Origin of the sequence: Arenimonas donghaensis DSM 18148 = HO3-R19 (assembly GCF_000743535.1) — a bacterium.
In the GTDB taxonomy this organism is placed as follows: Bacteria; Pseudomonadota; Gammaproteobacteria; order Xanthomonadales; family Xanthomonadaceae; genus Arenimonas; species Arenimonas donghaensis.
Window position 1 is genome coordinate 1 of sequence record NZ_AVCJ01000012.1, and the last position, 21,838, is coordinate 21,838.

Genomic DNA, 21,838 nt, shown 5'->3' on the forward strand with positions numbered 1-21,838 from the left:
AGCCGGAGGGGCGGGCGGCGCAGGCGGCGCGGGCGGCGAGAACCACTTCAGCGAGGGTGCCTCGGGCACGGTGACCTGCACGGTGCGCGACTTGCGGTCGCGCAGCAGCTGCACCTGCAGCTTCTCGCCGGCGTCCTGGCCGCGCAGGGCGCGCATGGCGTCGCGGGGTGTCGCCACGTCCTTGCCGCCGATGCGCTGGATCACGTCGCCGGGTTCGAAGGCTTCAAGGTCCTTGCCGCCGCTGAGCACCAGCACGCCGCGATCGGTGCCGAAATAGCGGCCCAGCTTGGCGTCCACCGAGGCCAGGTTCAGGCCGTTCCAGCGGAAGGCCTGGGCCAGCACGGTTGGCGTGCAGTCGTCGTCGCCGGGCGGGCAGGGCGCGCTGGCCATGCGCGCGATTTCCATCTCGATGCCGGGGTGGATCAGCGGCTGGGCCTGCAGCTCGATCAGTTCGTGCATCGCGTGGGCGCGCTCGGTGTCGTGCTCGAACTTGAACTCCCAGTTTTCGCCGCCGGAGAACATCATCACGCGGGCGGCATCACCCGCGGTCACCGTCGCGCTGGCCGGTTTGCCGTCGCGCTGGTAGCCCAGGCGGACCTTCTGGTCCATCTTCAGGGCGCCCAGCAACTCGCGGGCCTGGTCGATGGCGGCGTCGCCCTTGGCGCTGATGGCCTTGCCGTCGATGCTCAGCAGCTGGTCACCGCTGCGCAGGCCGGCTTTCGCTGCGGGCCCTTCGGGGGTGACGGCGGCGATGCGCACGCCCGGTTCGCCGGGCTCCGCGCTCATGACGATGCCGAGCCGGGCGCGCTTTCCTTCGCTGCGCAGGCGTTCGACGTCCACGACGCGGACCTGGTGGGCTTCGCGACTGAGTTCGGCCACGCGCTTGGCGGCTTCGGCAAGTTCGGCGCGGGCGCGTTCAAGTTCGGTGGCGGCCTTGGCTTCGGGCGTGGCGGCCTGGGCCCCGGCGGCAAGCGCCGCGGCGACGAACAGGGACAGCATGCGGATCTTCATGGCGGGATTCCTCGGTGGTGAAGTCAAAACGTGGCGACCAGCGGGCCGTCGAGCTGGCCACCCTGCACAGCGACCCACTGGGCGGTGCCCTGCAGGCTGGCGTAGTCGCGAAGGGTGGTGACGCGTTCGCGCCAGAGCGCGGTGCGCTCGGATTCGCTGAGCTCGGGCGAGGCCAGGGCGTCGTCCAGGCGGGCGATGCGATCTTCCAGCTCCAGGCCCAGCAGCAGCGTATTGGCCGAGCCCACTTCGTGGCGGGAGACCGTGGCCAGCAGGGCTTCAAGCTGGGCGGACTCGGCCATCAGTTCGTCCAGGTCGCCGGCTTCGGCGGGGACGGCAACCACGGCCGGTGTTTCCTGTGCCGGGGCGGGGTTGCGATCACGCGGCATCGGCAGCACCAGCGCCAGGGCCAGCACGGCGGCGGCCGCCGCGGCCAGCGCGAAGGGCCAGCGCGGACCGCGTGGCCGCGTACGCACGGCGTCGAATCGTTCGGCCAGCTGCGGCCAGGCGCTGCGCTCGGGGGCTTCGAGCGGCAAGCGCGCGATGGCCTCGGACAGGCGCAGGCCGGGCAGGGGTTCGCGGATGTCGTCAGGCATGGGAAGTCACCTCCTGGGTGATGCGGAGCAGGTCGCGCAGGCGGCGGGTGCCGCGCGCAAGCTGGGATTTGGAAAAACTGGCGGTCTTGCCCATCAGGGCAGCGATCTCGTCGTGGGTGTAACCCTCGGCGTGGTAGAGCCAGATCACGCTGCGAGTGGCTTCGGGCAACTTGCCCAGGGCCTGCGCCAGCAGGGCCGCGTCGGCGGCCGCGGGCGGCAGCATCACGTCGTGCGCCTCCAGGTCGACCTCGTCGCTGTCCTCGGCGAGGGGCTGCCGGTTCCGCTTTCGCAGCCGCATCAGCGCCTCGTTCACCGCGATCTGCCGCAGCCAGCCCCAGAACGGGCAGTCGCCGCGGAATTCACCAATGCGGTCGAACAGCTTGAACATCGTGTCCTGGAGCACGTCCTGGGCTTCCTCGCGCTGGCCGGTCAGGCGCAACGCCAGGGTGAACACCGGGCGCTCGAAGCGCCGGTATATCTGCTCGAAGGCACTGGCTTCGCCGCGCTGGGCGCGGTGCACCAGGTGGTCGGGCAGGTCGATGGCGAAGGAGGAGGGTGGGCTCACATCGGTCTTGGATGCGCCGGGAGCCAAAAGCGTCGCACATAAAAAAGGCCGGGGTTTCCCCCGGCCCTTGCGTCCCGTCCCTGGACGTTGGATCAGAACTTGTAGCGCAGGCCCAGCACGGTGGTCCGGGGCAGGCCCGGGCGCAGGCCGGCCGGCCGGCGGGCGGTGACGTAGACCTCGTCCGAGAGGTTCTCGACGCGGCCGTACAGCTCCAGCCGCTCGGTCACCTGGAAGCCCAGGGCCAGGTCGAACAGCGTCACCGATTCGATACGCTGGTCGGCGGGCACGCTGCCCTGGCCGGCCTGGGTGCGCATTTCGCCGATGTGGTTGCCGGCCAGGTTCACCCGCCAGCGCTCGCCCTGCAGGCCGATGCTGGCATGCAGGAGCTGTTCGGGCAGGTAGGGCAGCGCGTCGCCCGACTGCACGGTCTCCCACTCCTCGAAGCTGGAATTGAAGCTGCTGCGGAACTCGGCGTCGGTCCAGGTGTAGGCCAGTGCCACCGGGATGCCGACCGGGCCATTGGCGCCGAAGTCGTAGCCCACGCTGGCCTCGATGCCCTGGACGCGGGCCTCGCCACCGTCGAACTGGTCGCCGATGCTGCAGTTGCCGCCGGTCGAGGCGGTGCAGGTGCCGACCAGGTTCGAGTAGTCGTTGACGAAACCGACCAGTTCGGCCGACAGGGCGTCGCGGCCGTAGCGCAGGCCAAATTCGGTGTTGACGCTTTCCTCGGGGTCGGCGTTCGAGCCCGGGCCCGGCGGATTGAAGCCGCGATGCACGCTGGCGAACACGGCCAGGTCCTCGTTCACCAGGTAGGTCGCACCGAAGCCCGGGATCAGCGCGTCCACGTCCGACTCGACCCGCGACAGCACGACGTCGCGCAGGCCGGTGGCGGTGGAGTAGTTGGTCCGGGTCAGGTCGATCTGCTCGTAGCGAAGACCCGGCGTGAAGATCCAGTTGCCCCACTCGATGGTGTCCTGCACGTACAGGGACAGGGCCTCGGCATCGCCGACGCGATTGTCCTGGGTGCCCGGGGCGCCGTCGGTGGTGAGCACCAGTTCCCCGCCCAGCATCTGGAAGCGGTCGTCGTTCTGGTAGCGATCTTCCTGGTCCTCGTGCACGCGCAGGCCGATTTCCAGGTCATGGCTGGCGGCGCCGGTGGCGAAACCGATGCCCAGCACGCTCTGGATGCCCTGGGCGTAGTAGCTGCGGTTGTTGTTGCGCAGGCGCAGGGCGTTGGCGGGGCTGTCCTGGCCGCTGATCCAGGCGTACTGGCTGGCATAGGTGGTCGGGTCGGCGAGGATCGACGAGATCGACACGCCCTGGACGTCGTTGAGCTTGAACCAGTTGCGCTCGAACTCGGTGCGGTAGGCGACGGTGGTGAGGTCGACGTGGTCGGTGAGTTCGATCAGGTGGCGAAGTTCGTACAGCTTGTGCCGGGTGGTGATGTTGTCCAGGGCCGAGCCGGCGTAGCGCCGGAACGGGGTGGCGGCGAAATCGTCCTCGGTCAGGCCCAGGTAGGTTTCGTCGCTGTCCTGGGTGTTGCGGCCGAGCTTGAGGTCCACCTGCTGGTAGTGGGCGGCGTCGGGCGAACTGTTCCAGCGCAGCTTGGCGACGAAGTCGTTGAGCTCGTAGCCGGTGTCGCCGCCGCCGTCGAGCTGCTTGAAGCCGTCGGTCTGCTGGCGGGTGCCTTCGATGAGACCGCTGAAATTGTCGCTCGCGGTGCCCACCCAGCCGTGGCCGAGGAAGCTGCCGTTGCTGCCCATGGCCAGGTCGAGTTCGCCGGCGGTTTCCGACGGCACCGGCGTCGAGATCAGGTTCAGGGCACCGCCGGTGGTGCGCGGCCCGGCCTGCACGGCCGCCGCACCCTTCTTGATCTCAACGGCGTGCATGCGCGCCATGGTCGGGAAGTAGTAGGCCGACGGCGCGGCGTAGGGCGCCGGCGCGATCAGCACGCCGTCTTCCATCACGGTGATGCGGTTGTTGCGGTCGGTGCCGGAGCCGCGGATGCCGATGTTCGGGCGCAGGCCGAAGCCTTCTTCCTCGACCACGTAGACGCCCGGCACCTGGCGCAGCACCCGGTTGACGTCGCGGAAGTTGAAGCGCTCGAGGGTGGCCTGGTCGATGTAGTGGGCCGAACCGGCGGTCTTCTCGACTTCCGCGCGGCTGCCGAACACGTTCACGCGGTCCAGGCGGACCAGGGCCTGGTTGGGGTCGGTGGCGGCGTCGGTTGCGGCGAAGGCGGGGGCGGCCGGCAGCAGGGCCAGCGCGATGGCGGTGCGGAGCAGGGTGGACATGGGGCTCTCTTATTGATGTTCGCGGGGCAGGGCCGGGGCGGGCCGGCTGCGCGAATGGTACTGATGTCGAGAATCATTCGCAACAACATTCGCGCGCGGTTCGGCCGGCTTGGCCTTAGACTGCGACCCGGACAATTCAGGGGAAGGCGGCCATGTTGGAAATCCTGGGCATCATCATCCTGCTCGCCGGCGTCGTACTGCTGTTCAAGGCCGTGCGCATGGTCCCGCAGGGCTTTGAATGGACGGTCGAACGCTTCGGCAAGTACACCCATTCGATGAGCCCCGGCCTGCACCTGCTGGTCCCGGTCATCCAGAACGTCGGCCGCAAGGTCAACATGATGGAACAGGTGCTCGACGTGCCCAGCCAGGACGTCATCACCAAGGACAACGCGGTGGTCAAGGTCGACGGCGTCATCTTTTTCCAGGTGCTCGACGCCGCCAAGGCCGCCTACGAGGTGTCCAACCTCGAAATCGCCACCATCGCCCTGGTGCAGACCAACATCCGTACCGTCATCGGCTCGATGGACCTGGACGAATCGCTGAGCCAGCGCGAAACCATCAACGCCCAGCTGCTCAACGTCGTCGACCAGGCGACCAATCCCTGGGGCATCAAGGTCACCCGCATCGAGATCCGCGACATCCAGCCGCCCCGCGACCTGGTCGATGCGATGGCGCGCCAGATGAAGGCCGAGCGCGAGAAGCGCGCCAACATCCTGGAAGCCGAAGGCCACCGGCAGGCGGAAATCCTGCGCGCCGAAGGCGAGAAGCAGGCCGCGATCCTGGAAGCCGAAGGCGAGCGCGAGGCGGCCTTCCGGGAAGCCGAGGCCCGCGAGCGGCTGGCCGAAGCCGAAGCCAACGCCACCCGCATGGTTTCCGAGGCGATTTCCGCCGGCAACCTGCAGGCGATCAACTATTTCGTCGCGCAGAAGTACATCGAGGCGTTCAAGGCCCTGGCCGAAGCGCCCAACCAGAAGTTCGTGCTGATGCCCATGGAAGCCAGCGGTGTGATCGGCTCGCTCGGTGGCATCGCCGAACTGGCCCGGGTGACGCTGGGCGGCACGCCATCGGGCGAGCCGCCGGCGACGCCCGCGCCGCGCGCCAAGTTCGCCGGGGGCTGAGCCATGCGCATCGAACTGGTGGTCTGGGCGGGGCTGGCGCTGCTGCTGATCGCGGCCGAGGCCTTGCTGCCCGGCATCTTCCTGCTGTGGCTGGGGTTCGCGGCGGCGGCGATGTTCCTGCTGCTGCTGGTGGTGGACCTGCCGCTGGTCTGGCAGGCGCTTGCCTTCGTGGTGCTGGGTTTCGTGTCCATCGGTGTCTACATCCGGTTCTTCCGTGGCCGGGAAAAGCCCAGCGACCAGCCCAACCTCAATCGCCGCGGCGACCAGCTGGTCGGCCAGGTCTTCCATCTCGACCAGGCCATCGTCGATGGCCGCGGCCGGGTGAAGATCGGCGATGCCTTCTGGCCGGTCGAGGGGCCCGACCTGCCGGTGGGAGCCCGGGTGCGGGTGCTGTCGGCCCACAACATGGCGCTGCAGGTGCAGGGCGCGGACTGAACGCGCCGCCACCGTCCGGCGGCCCCGCCTTGGCGTTGGAAGTGAGAACCATTATCATCTGATGGTCCCCACGAGGAGCCGTCCATGTCCCGCACCGTGATTGCCCTGCTTCTGGCCAGCCTGGCCGCCCCCGCCCTGCAGGCGGCCGAGCTGGTCGTTTATACCGAACGCCGCGAACCGCTGGTCAAGCCGCTGTTCGAGCGCTACGAAGAAGAAACCGGCACCCGCATCCGCGTGTTGTCCGACGGCGCGCCGGTGCTGATCGAGCGCCTGGCCGCCGAGGGCGCGAACACCCGCGCCGACATCTTCATGGCCGTCGATGCCGGCAACCTGTGGCAGGCCGCCGAACGCGACCTGCTGGCGCCGACCGACTCCGCAGCGCTCGCCGCCGCCATCCCGGCCCACCTGCGTGATGCGCAGGGACGCTGGTTCGCGCTGTCGCAGCGGGCCCGCACCATCGTCTATTCGACCGAGCGCGTGCAGCCCTCGGCGCTGTCCACCTACGAAGCCCTGGCCGCCCCCGAGTGGAAGGGGCGCCTGTGCCTGCGTTCGTCGAAGAAGGTCTACAACCAGTCGCTGGTCGCGACGATGATCGAGCGCATGGGCGCCGAGCGCACCGAGGACGTCGTGCGCGGCTGGGTCGCCAACCTGGCCACCGCGCCCTTCGCCGACGACACCCTGCTGGCCAAGGCGATCGCCGCCGGGCAGTGCGACGTCGGCATCATCAACACCTATTACCTCGGTCGCCTGCAGGCCGACGAACCTGGCTTCCCGGTCCAGGTATTCTGGGCCAACCAGCACGCCGGCGGTGCGCACGTCAACGTATCCGGCGCCGGCATCGTCGCCGCTTCCAGGAACAAGGGCGCCGCGCGCGACTTCCTGGAATGGCTGGCCTCCGACTCGGTGCAGGCGGACTTTGCCAGCGTCAACTACGAGATCCCGGCCCGTGAAGGCGTGAAGCTCGACCCGGTGGTCGCGGCCTGGGGTCCGTTCAAGCCCGACCCGGTGAACGTCGCCGTGGCCGGCCAGCGCCAGGCCGAAGCCGTGCGCCTGATGGACCGCGCGGGTTGGCGCTGATCCGATGACACCCGGCGCGACCGGCGGCCGCGGCGGGTCGCGCCTGCTGGCCTGGCTGCTGGCGGCACCGCTGGTGTTGCCGGCGTTGTGGCTGGCCACGTCGTTCGCGACCCCGCAGCCGGAGGTCTGGCCACACCTGTTCGACCAGGTGCTGCCGCTGGCCGCCCGCAACACCTTGGGCTTGCTGGTGCTGCTGGCCGTGTTCGCCATGGTGCTGGGCGTTGGTTTTGCCTGGGCCAGCGCACGCTATGAATGGCCGGGTCGCCGGATCTTCGACTGGGCGCTGGTGCTGCCGCTGGCGCTGCCCGGCTACGTCGTCGCTTTCGTCTACGTCGGCCTGGCCGACTACGCCGGGCCGCTGCAGTCGGCCTGGCGAGCGCTGGGGCTGCCGGCGTCGGGCTTTCCGGAACTGCGTAGCGTGCCCGGCGCGGCGGCGGTGCTGGCGCTCGTGCTTTATCCCTATGTCTTCCTGGTCGTGCGCGCGGCCTTCCTGCGCCAGGGCAGCGCCGCCATGGACGCGGCGCGTTCACTGGGGCACGGTCCCTTCTCGGCGTTCTTCCGCGCCGCGCTGCCGATGGTGCGCCCGGCCTGGGCTGCCGGCTTGTCGCTGGTCCTGCTCGAAGCGCTGGCCGACTTCGGCGCGGTCAGCATCCTGGGCGTGGATACCTTCAGCACGGCGATCTACAAGACCTGGTTCGGCCTGTACTCGCTGCCCGCGGCGGCGCAGCTGGCCTGCGGGCTGATCGGCTTGGTGGTGCTGGTGCTGCTGCTCGAGCGCTGGACCCGGGGTCGCGCCCGGCACGCCGGCAAGCAGCTGCTGCCGCCGGCGCGGCGGCCGCTGCGTGGAGCGCGGGGCTGGGCGGTGACGGCGGCCGCCGCGCTGACGGTCGGCCTCGGATTCGGCGTTCCGGTGGCGCAGCTGTTGGCCTGGTCCTGGGAAGTGCGCAGCCGCTTGCCCGAGGTGGGCGAAGCCGGCTTGAACACGGTGCTGCTGGCGGCGATGGCGGCGGCGGTGGTGCTGCTGCTGGCGCTGGTGTTCGCCGTGCTGTCGCGGCGCAGCGATGACGATCGCGGCGTGCGTTCGGCGGCCTTCATCGCCGGCCTGGGCTACGCGGTGCCAGGTACGGTGCTCGCCGTGGGCGCCATGTGGCTGCTGGTGGCGGCCGAGCGGGCCACGCCCTGGCTGGCGGCACTGGCCTTGAGCTCGTCGGTGCTGGCGGTGCTGGTGGCGCTGTGCGCGCGCTTTTTCCGGGTCGGCCACGAAACCATCGACGCCGCCTTCCACGCGCTGCGCCCGTCGCTGCTCGATTCGGCGCGGCTGCTCGGTGCCTCGCCCTGGCAGCGGCTGCGCTGGGTGGTGCTGCCGCTGCTGCGCCCGGGCCTGGTCGCGGCCGGCCTGCTGGTGCTGGTCGAAGTGGTGAAGGAACTGCCGGCGACCCTGATGCTGCGTCCCTTCGGCTGGGACACCCTGGCGGTGAAGATCCACGCCTACACCAGCGAAGGCCTGTGGATGCAGGCGGCGTGGCCGGCGCTGTGGCTGTGCCTGGCCGGGCTGCTGCCGGTGTGGTGGCTGGTCCGCCAGCAGCGGTAATCCTTCCGCATTCGCGGCAGGATCACCCCCACGATCTGCTGCGCATATCGCGGGCCCCGGCTCATTCCTCCCGATCCCCGCGCTTGCCGGCGCGCCCCCTTGACCAAGGGGGCTCTTCATCCTGCGATAATGTCGGCTTTCCGGTGGGGCAGCGAAAGCCAAATGAGCAAAAAGACGGTGTTGAATGAAACCCACCGGGCGCTGGGCGCCAAGATGGTGGACTTCGGCGGCTGGGACATGCCGATCAGCTACGGCTCGCAGATCGAAGAGCACCACCAGGTGCGCAAGGACGCCGGCATGTTCGACGTCTCGCACATGACCGTGCTCGATCTGCGCGGCGACCAGGTCCGGCCCTTCCTGCGCAAGCTGGTGGCCAATTCGATCGACAAGCTCAAGAAGCCGGGCAAGGCCCTGTACGCCTGCATGCTCGACGACAAGGGCGGGGTGATCGACGACCTGATCGTCTATTACCTGGCCGAGGACGCCTTCCGCCTGGTGGTCAACGCCGGCACCCGCGACAAGGACCTGGCCTGGATCACTGCCCAGGCCGCGCCGTTCGGCGTGCTCGTCACCGAACGTCGCGACCTGGCGATCATCGCCGTGCAGGGTCCGAACGCACGCGGGAAAGTCCTGGGCCTGCTGTCGCCGGCGGCGGCGGAGGCGGCCGGCAAGCTCGGCAAGTTCGTTGCCTGCGAGGCCGATGGCCTGTTCGTCGCGCGCACCGGCTACACCGGCGAGGACGGCTTCGAGGTGATCGTGCCCGAGGCGATGGCGGTGGACTTCTGGAATCGCCTGCTCGAAGCCGGCGTCAAGCCGGCTGGCCTGGGCGCACGCGACACCCTGCGCCTCGAGGCCGGCATGGCGCTGTACGGCCAGGACATGGACGAATCGGTGACGCCCTACGAAGCCGGCCTGGCCTGGACGGTGGCGCTGGACGAAGGGCGCGACTTCACCGGCCGCCAGGCGCTCGAGGCGCAGAAGGCCTCCGGCGTGCCGCGCCAGCTCATCGGCCTGGTGCTCGACGACAAGGGCGTGCTGCGCCACGGCCAGGCGGTGGCGACGGCGGCCGGCCAGGGCGAGGTGCTCTCGGGCACGTTTTCGCCGACCCTGGGCAAGGCGATCGCGCTGGCGCGCGTGCCGGCCGGCGAACCGGGCGAGGTCACCGTGGATATCCGCGGCCGGCAGCTGCCGGTGCGGGTGGTGAAGTACCCGTTCGTGCGCGACGGCGCCGCCCAGCCCGGCGTCCTGGACTGATTCCCCCGGCCGGGTGCCATGTCGGCCCGGCCGCGTTTAAACTAGCGGCCACTCCATCCGCCCCCCCATCCGAGGCCCCGAACATGAGCGAAATTCCCGGCGACCTGAAGTTCCTCAAGTCCCACGAGTGGGCCCGCGTCGAAGACAACGGGCGCGTCACCGTCGGCATTTCCGACCATGCCCAGGGCCTGCTCGGCGACCTGGTCTATGTCGAGCTGCCCAACGTCGGCGACACCGTCGAGCAGGGCGGCGCCAGCGCCGTGGTCGAGTCGGTCAAGGCCGCCTCCGACGTCTACTCGCCGATCGCCGGCACCATCGTCGAGGTCAACTCGGCGCTGTCGGACAAGCCCGAGACCATCAACGAAGACGCCTTCGGCGAAGGCTGGATCTTCGTGCTCGAGCCCTCCGAGCCGGAGCAGCTCAAGGAGCTGCTTTCGCCCGACGACTACGCCCAGCTGCTCGAGGACGATGGCCACTGATTCCGGCCCGACCCGTTGCACCGAACACGGCCGCCCCTGGGCGGCCGTTGTTTTTTCCGGTGCCGGAAGGGTCGCCAGGCGCGTCGAAAATCCGCGCACTTTTGCTTTTTGCGGTGCGCAATCGCCGATTCCGGACAGGCCGGCGCAAGGTTTTTTTCAGCCGCGGTTCGCGTGCATCCGGACGCATGCAGGACCTCTTCCAGGTGCGGTGCATGACGTCGCGCGACGCGGGCGCGATGACAACGGAGGCTTTTTTTACGATGTTTTTTTCAATGCGGGTTTTCTTACGCGATCGCGGGCACGCTGCCGTCGCCCGGACGAGGGCGTCGGCGTGGCCGTAACCCGGCCGACACCCCTTGAAAATTTTTGTGCAAAGTTGTTGACATCCCGAAATCCCCTGATTAGCTTTCGCCCAGCAGATGTCAACTGCGGAAGCGAGTGATCAGGAACGAGTCGACAACGCGAGCCACGACACCGAACTCCACCCAAGAAATCATAAAGGTGGATCAGGGCAAACATCCCTCCGCGATTGTGGATTCGTCCTCAGGCAACACCCCCATTTCCAACGCCCGGACCGGTTGCGGCCCGGGCGTTTGTTTTTCCGGCGCCGCCCCGCGCCGGCAAGAATCCGATCGCCCCGGCATGACCGTGGCGGCGGTACGACCCGGGTCCTGACCCGGGGCGGTGCCTTTGAGACTGGGCAGTCCAAAAGCCAACTGACGAGGAGTTGACCATGGCTACGAAGAAAGCTGCGAAAAAACCGGCCAAAAAGGCCGCGAAAGCTAAGAAGTCCGTGAAAAAGGCCGCCAAGACCGCCAAGAAGACGGTGAAGAAGGCAGCCAAGAAGGTCGCTCGCAAGCCGGCGAAGAAGAAGGTCGCCAAGAAGGCTGCGAAGAAGACCGCGCGCAAGCCGGCCAAGAAGGCCGCGAAGAAGAAGGTTGCCAAGAAGTCTGCGAAGAAGAAGGTCGCCAAGAAGGCAGCCAAGAAGACTGCGCGCAAGCCCGCCAAGAAGGCAGCCAAGAAAAAGGTCGCCAAGAAGAAGGTAGCCAAGAAGGCCGCCAAGAAGAAGGTCGCCAAGAAGGCTGCCAAGAAGAAGGTAGCCAAGAAGGCTACCCGCAAGCCGGCCAAGAAGAAGGCGGCCAAGAAGGCTGCCAAGAAGCCGGCGGCCAAGAAGAAGGCGGCCAAGAAGCCGGCGGCCAAGAAGGCTGCGAAGAAGAAAGCGGCGCGCAAGCCCGCTGCCAAGAAGCCGGCACCGATGCCGGCCGCCCCGGTTGCCCCCGCGCTGTAAGGCGCGACGAGCATCCAAACGCGGTAAAGCTGGACTCTCTCCCCGTGTTGCCCAGGCGGGGAGGGAGACTTTCCAAAGGCACGCAGACGCCGGCTCAAAGCCGGCGTTCGCTTTCATGGGGTTTGGCCCTGGCGCGGATCAGCGCCGGCGGCGGGCCGGCGGCGTCATCCAGTCGTGGGCGGGCAGCCCCAGGGCACGGTCGATGGTGCTGGGCAGCAGGCCGTAGGGCATCGTGCTTTCGCTGTTCCAGAGGATGACCACGCCGACGTCGCGCTCGGGGATGAAGGCCGTCATGGCCCGGTAACCCTGGACCGCACCGGCGTGGTAGACCATGGTGTGGCCGGCGTAGTCGTAGATGCGCCAGCCCAGCGCATAGTGCGCCTTGCGAAGCCGGTCGCGTCGCCAGCCGCTGCCGCGGATTTCGCCCGGTGTTTCCACCTGCGGGGTCCGGATCTCCTCGAGCAGTTCCGGCGGCAGCACGTCGGGCCGGTGGCCCATCTGGGCGATCAGCCACTGCGCCATGTCGCGCGCCGAGGCGTTGACGCCGGCCGCCGGCGGGATGCGGTAGTAGGTTTCCTTCGGCCGCACCGGCACCCAGGTGCCGCCGCTGCGCACGTGCGGGCGGGCCCAGCTGGGGCTCGACTCCAGGCCGGTGCGTCCGAAGGTGGCACCGTACATGCCCAGCGGCTGGAACAGGCGTTTCTCGACCTGGGCCGCATAGAAGTCGCCGGTGACCGCGAAGACCATGTCGCCGACCAGGCTGAAGGCGATGTTCTGGTAGGCGTAACACTCGCCGGGACTGCAGGTGAGCGGCGCTTCGGCCAGCTTGGCGGCCAGCAGCGGGTAGGGCTCGTTGGCTTCGAGGTCGCGGTCGTAGGTGTTGTAGCCCAGGCCGACCTGGTGGCTGAGCACCTGCCGCACGCTGATCTGCTGCGCGGCCTGGCCGTCGCGAAGGGTGAAGGTGGGCAGCTGGTTGACGATCGGGCTGTCCCAGTCCATCGCCCCTTCGCGCACCAGCATGGCGCTCAGGGTCCCGGCGAAGGCTTTCGACAGCGAGGCGACCCGGAACGAGGTATCCACGGTCACCGGCTCGCGCAGCTTGCTGTCGACGACGCCCCAGGCCTTGAGCGAGACCACTTCGCCGTCGGCCACGATGGCCATGGCCATGCCGGGGATGCGTGCGCGCGCCATCATCTGTTCGGCGAGGGCTTCGATCTCGCGCGCCTCGTCGTCGAACGCGTTCGCCGCGGCGGCGTCCTGCCCACCCCCTGCGAGGGTGGCGAGGGCGAGCAGCGGCAGGGCGAGCAGGCGGGAGAGGTGGCTGGCGGGATTGTCTTTCTTGCTTGGCATGACCGACGTATGCTTGGCGAACGGGCCCATTCTATCGCGGCAGGGTCCCAACCCGGGGGGAGATTCGAAGATGACTAGCCTGATCGTGCTGTTGGTACTGGCGGCGGTGCTGCTGTTCTGGGGCGTGGGTATCTACAACGGCCTGGTGACCGCCAGGAATGCCTTCAAGAACGCATTCGCCCAGATCGACGTCCAGCTCACCCGTCGCTACGACCTCATTCCCAACCTGGTCGAGGTCGCCAAGGGTTACCTCAAGCATGAACGCGAAACCCTGGAAGCCGTGATCCAGGCGCGCGCCGCCGCGGTCAGCGGCCTGGCCGCCGCCAAGGCGCGGCCGGGCGACGACGCCGCCATGGCGCAGCTGGGCAGCGCCGAATCGGGCCTGGCCGGTGCGCTCTCGCGACTGATGATGGTGGCCGAAGCCTACCCGGACCTGAAGGCCAACCAGAACATGATGCAGCTCACCGAGGAGCTCACCTCCACGGAGAACCGCATCGCGTTCGCGCGCCAGGCCTACAACGACTCGGTCATGGCCTACAACAACAAGCGCGAGGTGTTCCCCTCGAACATCATCGCCGGCATGTTCAACTTCGCCCACGCCGCCCTGCTCGAGATCACCGAGCCCGAGAAGCGCGAGGCGCCCAAGGTCAGCTTCTAGGCTTGAACTTCTTCGCCCGCCAGGACCTGGCCCGCCGCCGGTCGCGGCGGCTGGTCGTGCTGTTCGTGCTGGCCGTGGCCGCCATCGTGCTGGCGGTGGACTTCCTGTTCCTGCTGTTTTTCGGCGGCATGGGCACCGCGTCCGACCCCGGTTCGCTGGCGGCCGGCCTGCTGCTGGCGACGCTGCTGACCCTGGGCATCATCGGCGCCGGTTCCCTGTACCGCCTGGCCAGCCTGCGCCAGGGCGGCGCGGCGGTGGCCACGCAGCTGGGCGGCACGCCGGTGCCGGAGGACACCCACGACTTCCACTACCGGCGGCTGCGCAACGTGGTCGAGGAGGTCGCCATCGCCTCCGGGGTGCCGGTGCCGGAGATTTTCGTGCTCGAGCACGAGGCCGGAATCAACGCCTTCGCCGCCGGTTATGCGCCCAGCGACGCCGCCATCGCGGTGACCCGGGGGGCGCTGGACAAGCTCAACCGCGACGAACTCCAGGGCGTGATCGCCCATGAGTTCAGCCACGTGCTCAATGGCGACATGCGCCTGAACATCCGGCTGATGGGCGTGCTGTTCGGCATCCTGATCCTGGCCGTGGTGGGTCGCAAGATCCTGGTGTACGGCCGCGGAGGCCGCAACAAGGACGGCGTGCCGCTGCTGCTGGCGGCGCTGGTGCTGATGGTGGTGGGCTACATCGGGCTGTTCTTCGGGCGCCTGATCAAGGCGGGCGTCAGCCGCCAGCGCGAGTACCTCGCCGATGCCTCGGCCGTGCAGTTCACGCGCCAGACGACGGGACTCTCCGGCGCGCTCAAGAAGATCGCCGGCCTGCCGGCGGGCTCGAAGCTGGAAAGCGGCGACGCCGAGGAAATCTCGCACATGCTGTTCGGCGACGGCATCGGCTTTTCATCCCTGTTCGCCACGCACCCGCCGCTGGTCGAGCGCATCCAGGCGCTCGAGCCTTCCTTCCGGCCGGCCATGGTGGACGACCTGGTGGCGCGCTGGCAGATGCACCCGCCGTCCGGCCTGGACGAGGACATGGCGATGGGGCTGGCTTCGGAACGACCGCCGCTGCCCGGGCAGCATGCCGAGCTGCTGGTCGCGCCGCCGGCCGTGGTGGCCCAGGTCGGCACCCCGCAAACCGACGACTACGTGCGCGCCGGCTCCCTGCGCGAGGCCCTGCCGGAAGTGCTGCGACAGGCGGCACACGAGCGCGAGGAAGCCGTACCGCTGCTGCTGGGCCTGCTGATGGCATCGCCCGGACCGGTGCGCGAAGCGCAGCAGTTCGAACTGGCCGCCCGGCATGACGAACGCCTGGCCCGCCAGGCCATGGACTATGCCGACCGGCTCGAGGACCTGCCGCGCATCCTGCACCTGCCGCTGGCGGCGATGGCGATGCCGGCCCTGCGACGGCGCCCGCGCCCCGAGCTCGAGCGTTTCATGGACAGTTGCTTCGCGCTGAGCCACGCCGACGGTCGCATCAGCCTGTTCGAATATTGCCTGGGCCGGCTGCTGCGGGTGCATGTGCGCGACGCGCTCGATCCCGCCGGTGCCTGGGTGCCTGGCCATCGCCAGCTCTCGCGCTGCGCGCCGCAGGCCATCACCCTGCTCGCCGTGCTGGCGCAGGCCGGCCACGCCGACACCGCATCGGCCATGCGCGCCTACATGGCCGGCCTGGCGCGGGTGTTCCCGCGACTGGATGCGCCCTACCGACCGCCGGCCGATCCGCACCGGGCGCTGGACGAGGTCTGGCCGGTGCTGGACGAGGTGAACCCGATCGGCAAGGAGCTGCTGCTCGAGGGCCTGGTGGCCGCGATCAGCCACGACGGCCACATGAGCGTTTCCGAGGCCGAGCTGCTGCGCGCGGTGTGTGCTTCGCTGCACTGCCCGCTGCCGCCCATGCTCGAACAGCCGCGCTGAACCCTAGGCCGCGAGGCCCCGGATCAGGTCGGCGGCGCGTTCGGCGATCATCATCGTTGGCGCATTGGTGTTGCCACCCACCAGGCGCGGCATCACCGAGGCGTCCACCACGCGCAGGCCGTCGACGCCCTTCACGCGCAGCTTCGGGTCGACGACCGTCATCGGGTCGGCGCCGTGGCCCATGCGGCAGGTGCCCACCGGGTGGTAGATCGATTCGGCCTTGCGGCGGATGAAGTCGACGATGCCGGCCTCGTCGCGGACGTCGGCGCCGGGGAAGATTTCCTCGCCGCGGAACGGCGCGAATGCGGGCTGGGCCAGGATTTCGCGCGATAGCCGCACGGCCTCCACCAGCACCTTCAGGTCGTAACCCTCGGGATCGCTGAGGTAAGCCGCCTCGATCAGCGGCTTGTCGGCCGCCGAGGCACTGGCCAGGCGCAGCCGGCCGCGGCTGCGCGGGCGCAGGCCACAGGCGTGCAGGGTGTAGCCATTGCCGGGCAGGCGGTTGCGGCCATGGTCGTCGAGCTGGGCCGGCACGAAGTGGAACTGCATGTCCGGGCGCTGGTCTTCCGCCAGGCGGCTGCGCAGGAAACCGCCGGCTTCGGCGATGTTGCTGGCGCCCGGGCCCTTGCGGCCCATCAGGTAGTACTGGAAGGCCACTGCCGCGTCGGACAGGCCGTCGTAGCTCAGGCCCTGGGTGCAGCGCTGCAGCGTGCAGATGTCGAGGTGGTCGTGCAGGTTGCCGCCGACACCCGGCAGGTCGGCCAGGACGCTGATGCCCAAGCGACGCAGCTGGTCGGCCGGGCCGATGCCCGAGAGCATCAGCAGCTGCGGCGAGTTGATCGCGCCGCCGCACAGGATGACCTCGCGTGCGGCGCCTTCGCAGAAGGCGCGGCGCCCGACGCTGTAAACCACGCCGGTGGCGCGACCGGCCTCGAAGCTCACCCGGCTGGCGGTGGCCCCGGTGATCACCCGCAGGTTCGGCCGGCGCCGGACCGGCGTCAGGTAGGCGGTGGCGCTGGAGCTGCGGACGCCGTCGCGGGTGGTCGTCTGGTACCAGCCGAAACCATCCTGGTCGGGGCCGTTGAAATCGTCGGTATGCGCGTGCCCGGCCTGGCCGGCGGCCTGCAGGAAGGCGTCCGACAAAGGATTGCGGTGGCGCGGGTCGGAGACGCCCAGGGGGCCGTCGCCGCCGTGAAGTTCGCTGGCGCCGCGCTGGTTGCCCTCGCTGCGGCGGAAATACGGCAGGGCGTTGTCCCAGTGCCAGCCATCGGCGCCCAGGGTCGCCCACTCGTCGTAGTCGGCGGCATGGCCGCGGATGTAGCACATGGCGTTGATCGAACTCGAACCGCCCAGCACCTTGCCGCGCGGCCACCACAGCCCGCGACCGCCCAGCTGGGCCTCCGGCGCGGTGGTGTAGTCCCAGTTCACGCCCTTCTTGCCAACCAGCTTGGCCAGGCCCGCGGGCATGTGGATGAACGGATGCCAGTCGCGCGGGCCCGCCTCGAGCAGCAGCACGCGGCAATCCGGGTCCTCGCTGAGCCGGTTCGCCAGGACGCAGCCTGCGGAGCCGGCTCCTACGATGATGTAGTCGTACACGCGTTGTGCTTCTTTTCCATGACCTCCCGAGGCTAGGCCCCACGTCTAGAGCAAACACTCGGCCCCGGGGTCCGGTTTCGCGAACCGTGCGCAGTATCGCTGTACGCGCCGGTGGCGATGCCGGCGCGGGTTGGCTATCGTGCGGCGTCCCACACCGGATGCGCGATGAGCCAGGCCACCCCACCCGCCGGCCACTTCGACCACCTGCGCGGCGCGCTGCGGGATTCCCCGGCGCTGCTCTGGTCGTTCCTGTATTTCTTCTTCCTGCTCACCGGCTACTACGTGCTGAGGCCGGTGCGCGACGCCATGGGCGCGGCCAACGATCCCTCGGCGGTCTTCCCGGTGGCGATGGTGGACTGGTTCGCGGGGCGCGGCCTGGACCTGGGCGACTTCCAGGTCCAGCTGCTGTTCACCGGGACCTTCCTGTCCATGCTGGTGCTGCAGCCGGTTTATGGCGCACTGGTCGCGCGCTTTCCGCGGCGGCTGTTCCTGCCGGTGGTGTACCTGGCCTTCATCGCCTGCCTGCTCGGCTTCCGCTTCGCCTTCGAGGCCGGCATGCCCGGGCGCGGGGGGCTGTTCTTCATCTTCGTGGCGGTGTTCAACCTGTTCGCGGTGTCGGTGTTCTGGAGCTTCATGGCCGACATCTACACCGATCCCCAGGCCAAGCGCCTGTACGGCTTCATCGCCGCCGGCGGCACCCTGGGCGGCCTGCTCGGCCCTGAAATCACTTCGCGCCTGGTCGGCCAGCTGGGCGTGGGCAACATGCTGCTGGTCTCGGCGGGATTCATGGGGCTGTGCCTGGTCTGCATCCTGCGGCTGGCGCCCTGGGCGCGTGCCCGCGAACAGGCGGCCGGCCTGCGCAGCGGCGACGAAGCCATGGGTGGCGGCGTTCTCGATGGCCTGCGCCGCATCGCCACCGACCCCTTGCTGCGGGCCTTCGCGGTGCTGATGTTCTTCGGCGTCGGCGTCGGCACGCTGCTCTACAACGAGCAAAACAGCATCGTCCGGGCCATGACCCTGGGCAACCCGGCGGCGGCGGAAGAAGCCACGGCCTTCTTCTCGATGCTCGACAAGTACGTCAACTGGCTGGTGCTGGTGCTGCAGGTGCTGGTGACCCGGGCGGTGCTGGTGCGCTGGGGCGTGGCGCCGCTGCTGATCGGGCCGGCGCTGCTGATCCTGGCGGGCTTTTGCGTGCTATGGGCTTCGCCGCTGCCGATGCTGGTGGCGGTGGTGCAGGTCGGCACGCGCGCGTCCGAATTCGCCCTGGCCAAACCCGCGCGCGAAACCATCTACACGCGCGTGGACCGCGAGGCACGCTACAAATCCAAGGCCGCCATCGACACCGTGGTTTACCGGGGCGGCGACCTGGCGTTCGCCTGGCTGTACAAGCCGCTGTCGGTGTTCGGCTCCAGTGTGGTGTTCGCCTCCGGCACCCTGGTGGCCGGCGGCTTGCTTTACGGGGCTTGGCGCGTGGTGCGCGAACAGGCCCGGTTGCCGGACCGCCGGGACGCCTGAGCGACCGGCCTTCGCATCCCCGCAACACATGGCGGCGCCGGCGGCGCTAACCTTGGCGCCTGACCAACGGGAGCCTGCCGCATGAAAGTCAAAGCCGCCGTCGCGCACAAGGCCGGAGCGCCACTGACGATAGAAACCGTCGACCTCGAGGGCCCGCGCGCCGGCGAGGTGCTGGTCGAGCTCAAGGCCACCGGCGTTTGCCACACCGACGAATTCACCCTGTCCGGCGCCGATCCCGAGGGCCTGTTCCCCGCGATCCTGGGTCATGAAGGCGCCGGTGTCGTGGTGGACGTGGGGCCGGGCGTGAGCACGCTGAAGAAGGGCGACCACGTCATCCCGCTGTACACGCCCGAGTGCCGGCAGTGCGAGTACTGCCTCAATCCCAAGACCAACCTCTGCCAGGCCATCCGCTCGACCCAGGGCCAGGGCCTGATGCCGGACGGTTCGAGCCGTTTCAGCCTCGACGGCAAACCGGTCCTGCACTACATGGGTACGTCCACGTTCGCGCAATACACGGTGGTGCCGGAAATCGCACTGGCCAAAATCCGCGAGGACGCCCCCTTCGACAAGGTCTGCTACATCGGCTGCGGCGTCACCACCGGCATCGGTGCGGTCATCTTCACCGCCAAGGTCGAGGTCGGCGCCAAGGTCGTGGTGTTCGGCCTGGGCGGCATCGGCCTGAACGTCATCCAGGGCGCGCGCCTGGCCGGCGCCGACAGGATCGTCGGCGTCGACCTCAACCCCGGCCGCGAAGCCATGGCGCGCAAGTTCGGCATGACCCACTTCGTCAATCCCAAGGACGTCGAAGGCGACCTCGTCCCTTACCTGGTGTCGCTGACCAAGGGCGGCGCCGACTACACCTTCGAGTGCATCGGCAACGTCCAGGTGATGCGCCAGGCGCTTGAATGCGCCCACAAGGGCTGGGGCACCAGCGTCATCATCGGCGTGGCGCCCGCCGGCGCCGAGATCAGCACGCGGCCCTTCCAGCTGGTCACCGGCCGCAACTGGCGCGGCAGCGCCTTCGGCGGCGCCCGCGGCCGCAGCGACGTACCCAAGATCGTGGACTGGTACATGGAGGGCAAGATCGACATCGACTCGCTGATCACCCACACGATGCCGCTGGAGAAGATCAACGACGCCTTCGACCTGATGCATCGCGGCGAATCGATCCGTTCCGTGGTGGTCTACTGATGACGGTGGAGCTGCTGTCCGAGCACGGCTGCTTCGGCGGCGTGCAGGGGTTCTACCGCATGCCGTCCAGGGCCTGCGGCGGGCCGATGCGCTTCGCGGTGTTCCAGCCGCCGCAGGCGGCGCAGGGCAGGGTGCCGGTGCTTTATTTCCTGGCCGGACTGACCTGCTCCGAGGAGACGGCGACCATGAAGGCCGGCGCCCAGCGGGTGGCGGCCGAACTGGGACTGATGCTGGTGATGCCCGACACCAGCCCGCGCGACACCGGCATCGACGGCGCGACCGGCGACTGGGAGTTCGGGGAAGGCGCGGGCTTCTACCTCGACGCCACCCAGGCACCGTGGTCGGCCCGGTTCCGGATGGAAAGCCACGTGGTGCACGAGCTCGCGGGCGTGGTGAACGAACACTTCCCGGCCGACCCGGGCCGCTGCGGCATCACCGGACATTCGATGGGTGGCCACGGGGCGCTGGTGCTGGCATTGAGGCACCCCCAGCAGTACCGCAGCGTGTCGGCCTTCGCGCCGATCGTGGCGCCGAGCCAGGTGCCCTGGGGTGAAAAGGCCTTCAGCCGCTACCTGGGCGACCACCACGCGGCCTGGGCCGAGCACGATGCCTGCGAACTGGTGCGTCGCCGTCCCCTGGGCCGCCCGATCCTGGTCGACCAGGGCCTGGACGACAAGTTCCTGGCGCCGCAGCTGCAGCCGGAGCGTTTCGAGGCTGCCTGCGCCGAAGCCGGCCAGCCGCTGACCCTGCGTCGCCACGCCGGCTACGACCACGGCTACTACTTCATCGCCAGCTTCATCGAAGACCACCTGCGCCACCACGCCACCCAGCTGGCCCGCTGAGCCGCGCCTTCGGCCCCTGTAGGAGCGCCTTCAGGCGCGAAGCTCTTGTCTTGCCCTTCGGCAAGCAGGACTTGGGGACGTGGTGCATCCGCGGGTGGAGGCAGCGTGCAGTCGCCCTGGCCGACACGCCGCAAGTACCTCCATGTAGGCTCTTCGTCGACGTCCTTGTCTCCGAAGGTCGGCCAGGGCGACTGCACGCTACCTCCTCGACAATACGCAATGGCCGCCAGGAAAGCCGGCCGGAAGTCCCCTGGAATCCATGGCTCGCGGCCGCCGTTTGGCGAAGCCGAAGCTATTCGACGCGAAGCGTCGGGCTGGCAACCTGCGGCTCGTGATGGAGTGGGAGCGTCGTCGTGCACGCTATGTCCTCGACGAAGTGGAGGACATGGATGTCCGTAACGGCCGGCCGTGAGCTGGTCATGGATGACGCTTGGTCCCGGCCGGGCGGCGAGGACGTAGCGTGCGCGGCGGCGCCTCCGACGAACTTCGCACGGACCAAAGCCCTGCTTGCCGAAGGGCAAGACAAGAGCTTCGCGCCTGAAGGCGCTCCTACAAGAGTGAGGTGTCGCGCAAGCGCAGGAGCAGGGGTCAGCGGCGGGGGCTGACCCACATGGTGATGAGGGCGTTGAAGACCTTTTCGCCGGCCGGGTCGAAAACGTCCACGTTGACCGGGAAGTCGTAGCCGGATTCGGCCGTCACCAGCGGGACCGTGGGTGTCGCCACGCCGCGCTGGGTGCCTTCCGCGCGCTTGAGGTATTGCACCGTCATGCCCTTGGGGATCCAGCGCATGCCCTTGGGCAGCGACGCGTCGGTCATCACCCCGGCCACCAGTTCGGCCAGGTTGCACAGTGCGATCGCGTGCACGGTGCCGATGTGGTTCTGCAGGCGGCGCTTGTGCGGGATGGTTGCTTCACAGCGGCCGTTCTCCAGCAGCGTGAATCGCGGCGACACGCTGCCGAAATAGGGCGCCTTCATGCAGACGGCCCGGCTGAAAAGCCAGTGGCCTGCCGGCCAGCGGGTGAACTTGCGGTACAGGCGCAGCAGGGGCGTGTCGGCCATGGTCGAAACCTT

The 21,838-nt window shown here is 68.9% G+C and carries 19 protein-coding genes; 12 read left to right on the forward strand and 7 right to left on the reverse strand.

The features are described from left to right. From N788_RS06325 to N788_RS06340, 4 genes are all read right to left on the reverse strand, one after another. The coding region (locus N788_RS06325; protein WP_034222606.1) for a PDZ domain-containing protein at nt 1-1,011 on the reverse strand (1,011 nt) is incomplete at its 3' end. Between the two features lie 23 nt (nt 1,012-1,034). Next, nucleotides 1,035-1,604: a hypothetical protein gene (locus N788_RS06330; protein ID WP_034222609.1), complete on the reverse strand. Its 570-nt coding sequence runs from the start codon at nt 1,602-1,604 to the stop codon at nt 1,035-1,037. After that, entirely contained in the window at nt 1,597-2,169 is a 573-nt protein-coding gene (locus tag N788_RS06335; RefSeq protein WP_244444096.1) for an RNA polymerase sigma factor, read from the reverse strand. The genes N788_RS06330 and N788_RS06335 overlap by 8 nt, the downstream gene beginning before the upstream one ends. A 92-nt stretch (nt 2,170-2,261) precedes the next feature. Next, nucleotides 2,262-4,463 carry a TonB-dependent receptor family protein gene (locus N788_RS06340; protein ID WP_034222615.1) on the reverse strand — a complete coding sequence of 734 codons (2,202 nt, stop codon included), beginning with the start codon at nt 4,461-4,463 and terminating at the stop codon, nt 2,262-2,264. Nucleotides 4,464-4,615: 152 nt separating this feature from the next. Between N788_RS06340 and N788_RS06345 the strand changes: the two genes are divergently transcribed. The 7 genes from N788_RS06345 to N788_RS14835 all read left to right on the forward strand — a co-directional run bounded on the left by N788_RS06345 (nt 4,616) and on the right by N788_RS14835 (nt 11,705). Continuing rightward, nucleotides 4,616-5,581, forward strand: a complete 966-nt coding sequence (locus N788_RS06345) for an SPFH domain-containing protein (RefSeq protein ID WP_034222618.1) — start codon at nt 4,616-4,618, stop codon at nt 5,579-5,581. A 3-nt stretch (nt 5,582-5,584) separates the two neighbouring features. After that, entirely contained in the window at nt 5,585-6,016 is a 432-nt protein-coding gene (locus N788_RS06350; RefSeq protein ID WP_034222621.1) for an NfeD family protein, read from the forward strand. Nucleotides 6,017-6,100: 84 nt separating this feature from the next. Further along, on the forward strand, nt 6,101-7,093 hold the full coding sequence (locus N788_RS06355) for an extracellular solute-binding protein (RefSeq protein ID WP_034222623.1): 993 nt from the start codon (nt 6,101-6,103) through the stop codon (nt 7,091-7,093). A gap of 4 nt (nt 7,094-7,097) precedes the next feature. Next, nucleotides 7,098-8,684, forward strand: coding sequence for an ABC transporter permease (locus N788_RS06360; protein ID WP_034222625.1), 1,587 nt, complete (start codon nt 7,098-7,100; stop codon nt 8,682-8,684). A gap of 162 nt (nt 8,685-8,846) precedes the next feature. After that, complete coding sequence (gene gcvT, locus N788_RS06365) at nt 8,847-9,938, forward strand: glycine cleavage system aminomethyltransferase GcvT (RefSeq protein WP_034222628.1); 1,092 nt, start codon at nt 8,847-8,849, stop codon at nt 9,936-9,938. 83 nt (nt 9,939-10,021) lie between these two features. Further along, a complete protein-coding gene (gcvH, locus tag N788_RS06370) occupies nt 10,022-10,417 on the forward strand; it encodes a glycine cleavage system protein GcvH (RefSeq protein ID WP_034222631.1) in 396 nt (131 codons plus the stop codon). 733 nt (nt 10,418-11,150) lie between these two features. Next, the gene (locus N788_RS14835; protein ID WP_034223269.1) at nt 11,151-11,705 is read left to right on the forward strand and encodes a hypothetical protein; all 555 of its coding nucleotides are present in this window, start codon (nt 11,151-11,153) and stop codon (nt 11,703-11,705) included. A gap of 138 nt (nt 11,706-11,843) precedes the next feature. Here N788_RS14835 and N788_RS06380 read toward each other — a convergent pair whose 3' ends face one another. Then, nucleotides 11,844-13,055: a serine hydrolase domain-containing protein gene (locus N788_RS06380; RefSeq protein WP_051924435.1), complete on the reverse strand. Its 1,212-nt coding sequence runs from the start codon at nt 13,053-13,055 to the stop codon at nt 11,844-11,846. A 70-nt stretch (nt 13,056-13,125) separates the two neighbouring features. Between N788_RS06380 and N788_RS06385 the strand changes: the two genes are divergently transcribed. Further along, nucleotides 13,126-13,713 (forward strand): LemA family protein, encoded by a 588-nt coding sequence (locus tag N788_RS06385; RefSeq protein ID WP_034222634.1) that lies wholly within the window; start codon nt 13,126-13,128, stop codon nt 13,711-13,713. 2 nt (nt 13,714-13,715) lie between these two features. Continuing rightward, nucleotides 13,716-15,623 (forward strand): M48 family metallopeptidase, encoded by a 1,908-nt coding sequence (locus N788_RS06390; protein WP_034222636.1) that lies wholly within the window; start codon nt 13,716-13,718, stop codon nt 15,621-15,623. Between the two features lie 3 nt (nt 15,624-15,626). On the opposite strand, the gene N788_RS06395 is transcribed toward N788_RS06390, so the two are convergent. Further along, the gene (locus tag N788_RS06395) at nt 15,627-17,219 is read right to left on the reverse strand and encodes a GMC family oxidoreductase (RefSeq protein ID WP_034222639.1); all 1,593 of its coding nucleotides are present in this window, start codon (nt 17,217-17,219) and stop codon (nt 15,627-15,629) included. A gap of 165 nt (nt 17,220-17,384) precedes the next feature. Here N788_RS06395 and N788_RS06400 point away from each other — a divergent pair, with 165 nt between their 5' ends. The 3 genes from N788_RS06400 to fghA all read left to right on the forward strand — a co-directional run bounded on the left by N788_RS06400 (nt 17,385) and on the right by fghA (nt 20,767). Beyond that, nucleotides 17,385-18,734, forward strand: a complete 1,350-nt coding sequence (locus N788_RS06400) for an NTP/NDP exchange transporter (protein WP_034222641.1) — start codon at nt 17,385-17,387, stop codon at nt 18,732-18,734. Between the two features lie 81 nt (nt 18,735-18,815). After that, nucleotides 18,816-19,925, forward strand: coding sequence for an S-(hydroxymethyl)glutathione dehydrogenase/class III alcohol dehydrogenase (locus N788_RS06405; RefSeq protein ID WP_034222643.1), 1,110 nt, complete (start codon nt 18,816-18,818; stop codon nt 19,923-19,925). Continuing rightward, entirely contained in the window at nt 19,925-20,767 is an 843-nt protein-coding gene (fghA, locus tag N788_RS06410; protein ID WP_034222644.1) for an S-formylglutathione hydrolase, read from the forward strand. The genes N788_RS06405 and fghA overlap by 1 nt, the downstream gene beginning before the upstream one ends. Nucleotides 20,768-21,355: 588 nt before the next feature. Here the strand turns inward: fghA and N788_RS06415 are convergent. Then, on the reverse strand, nt 21,356-21,826 hold the full coding sequence (locus tag N788_RS06415) for a hotdog fold domain-containing protein (protein WP_034222646.1): 471 nt from the start codon (nt 21,824-21,826) through the stop codon (nt 21,356-21,358). Nucleotides 21,827-21,838 lie beyond the last annotated feature (12 nt).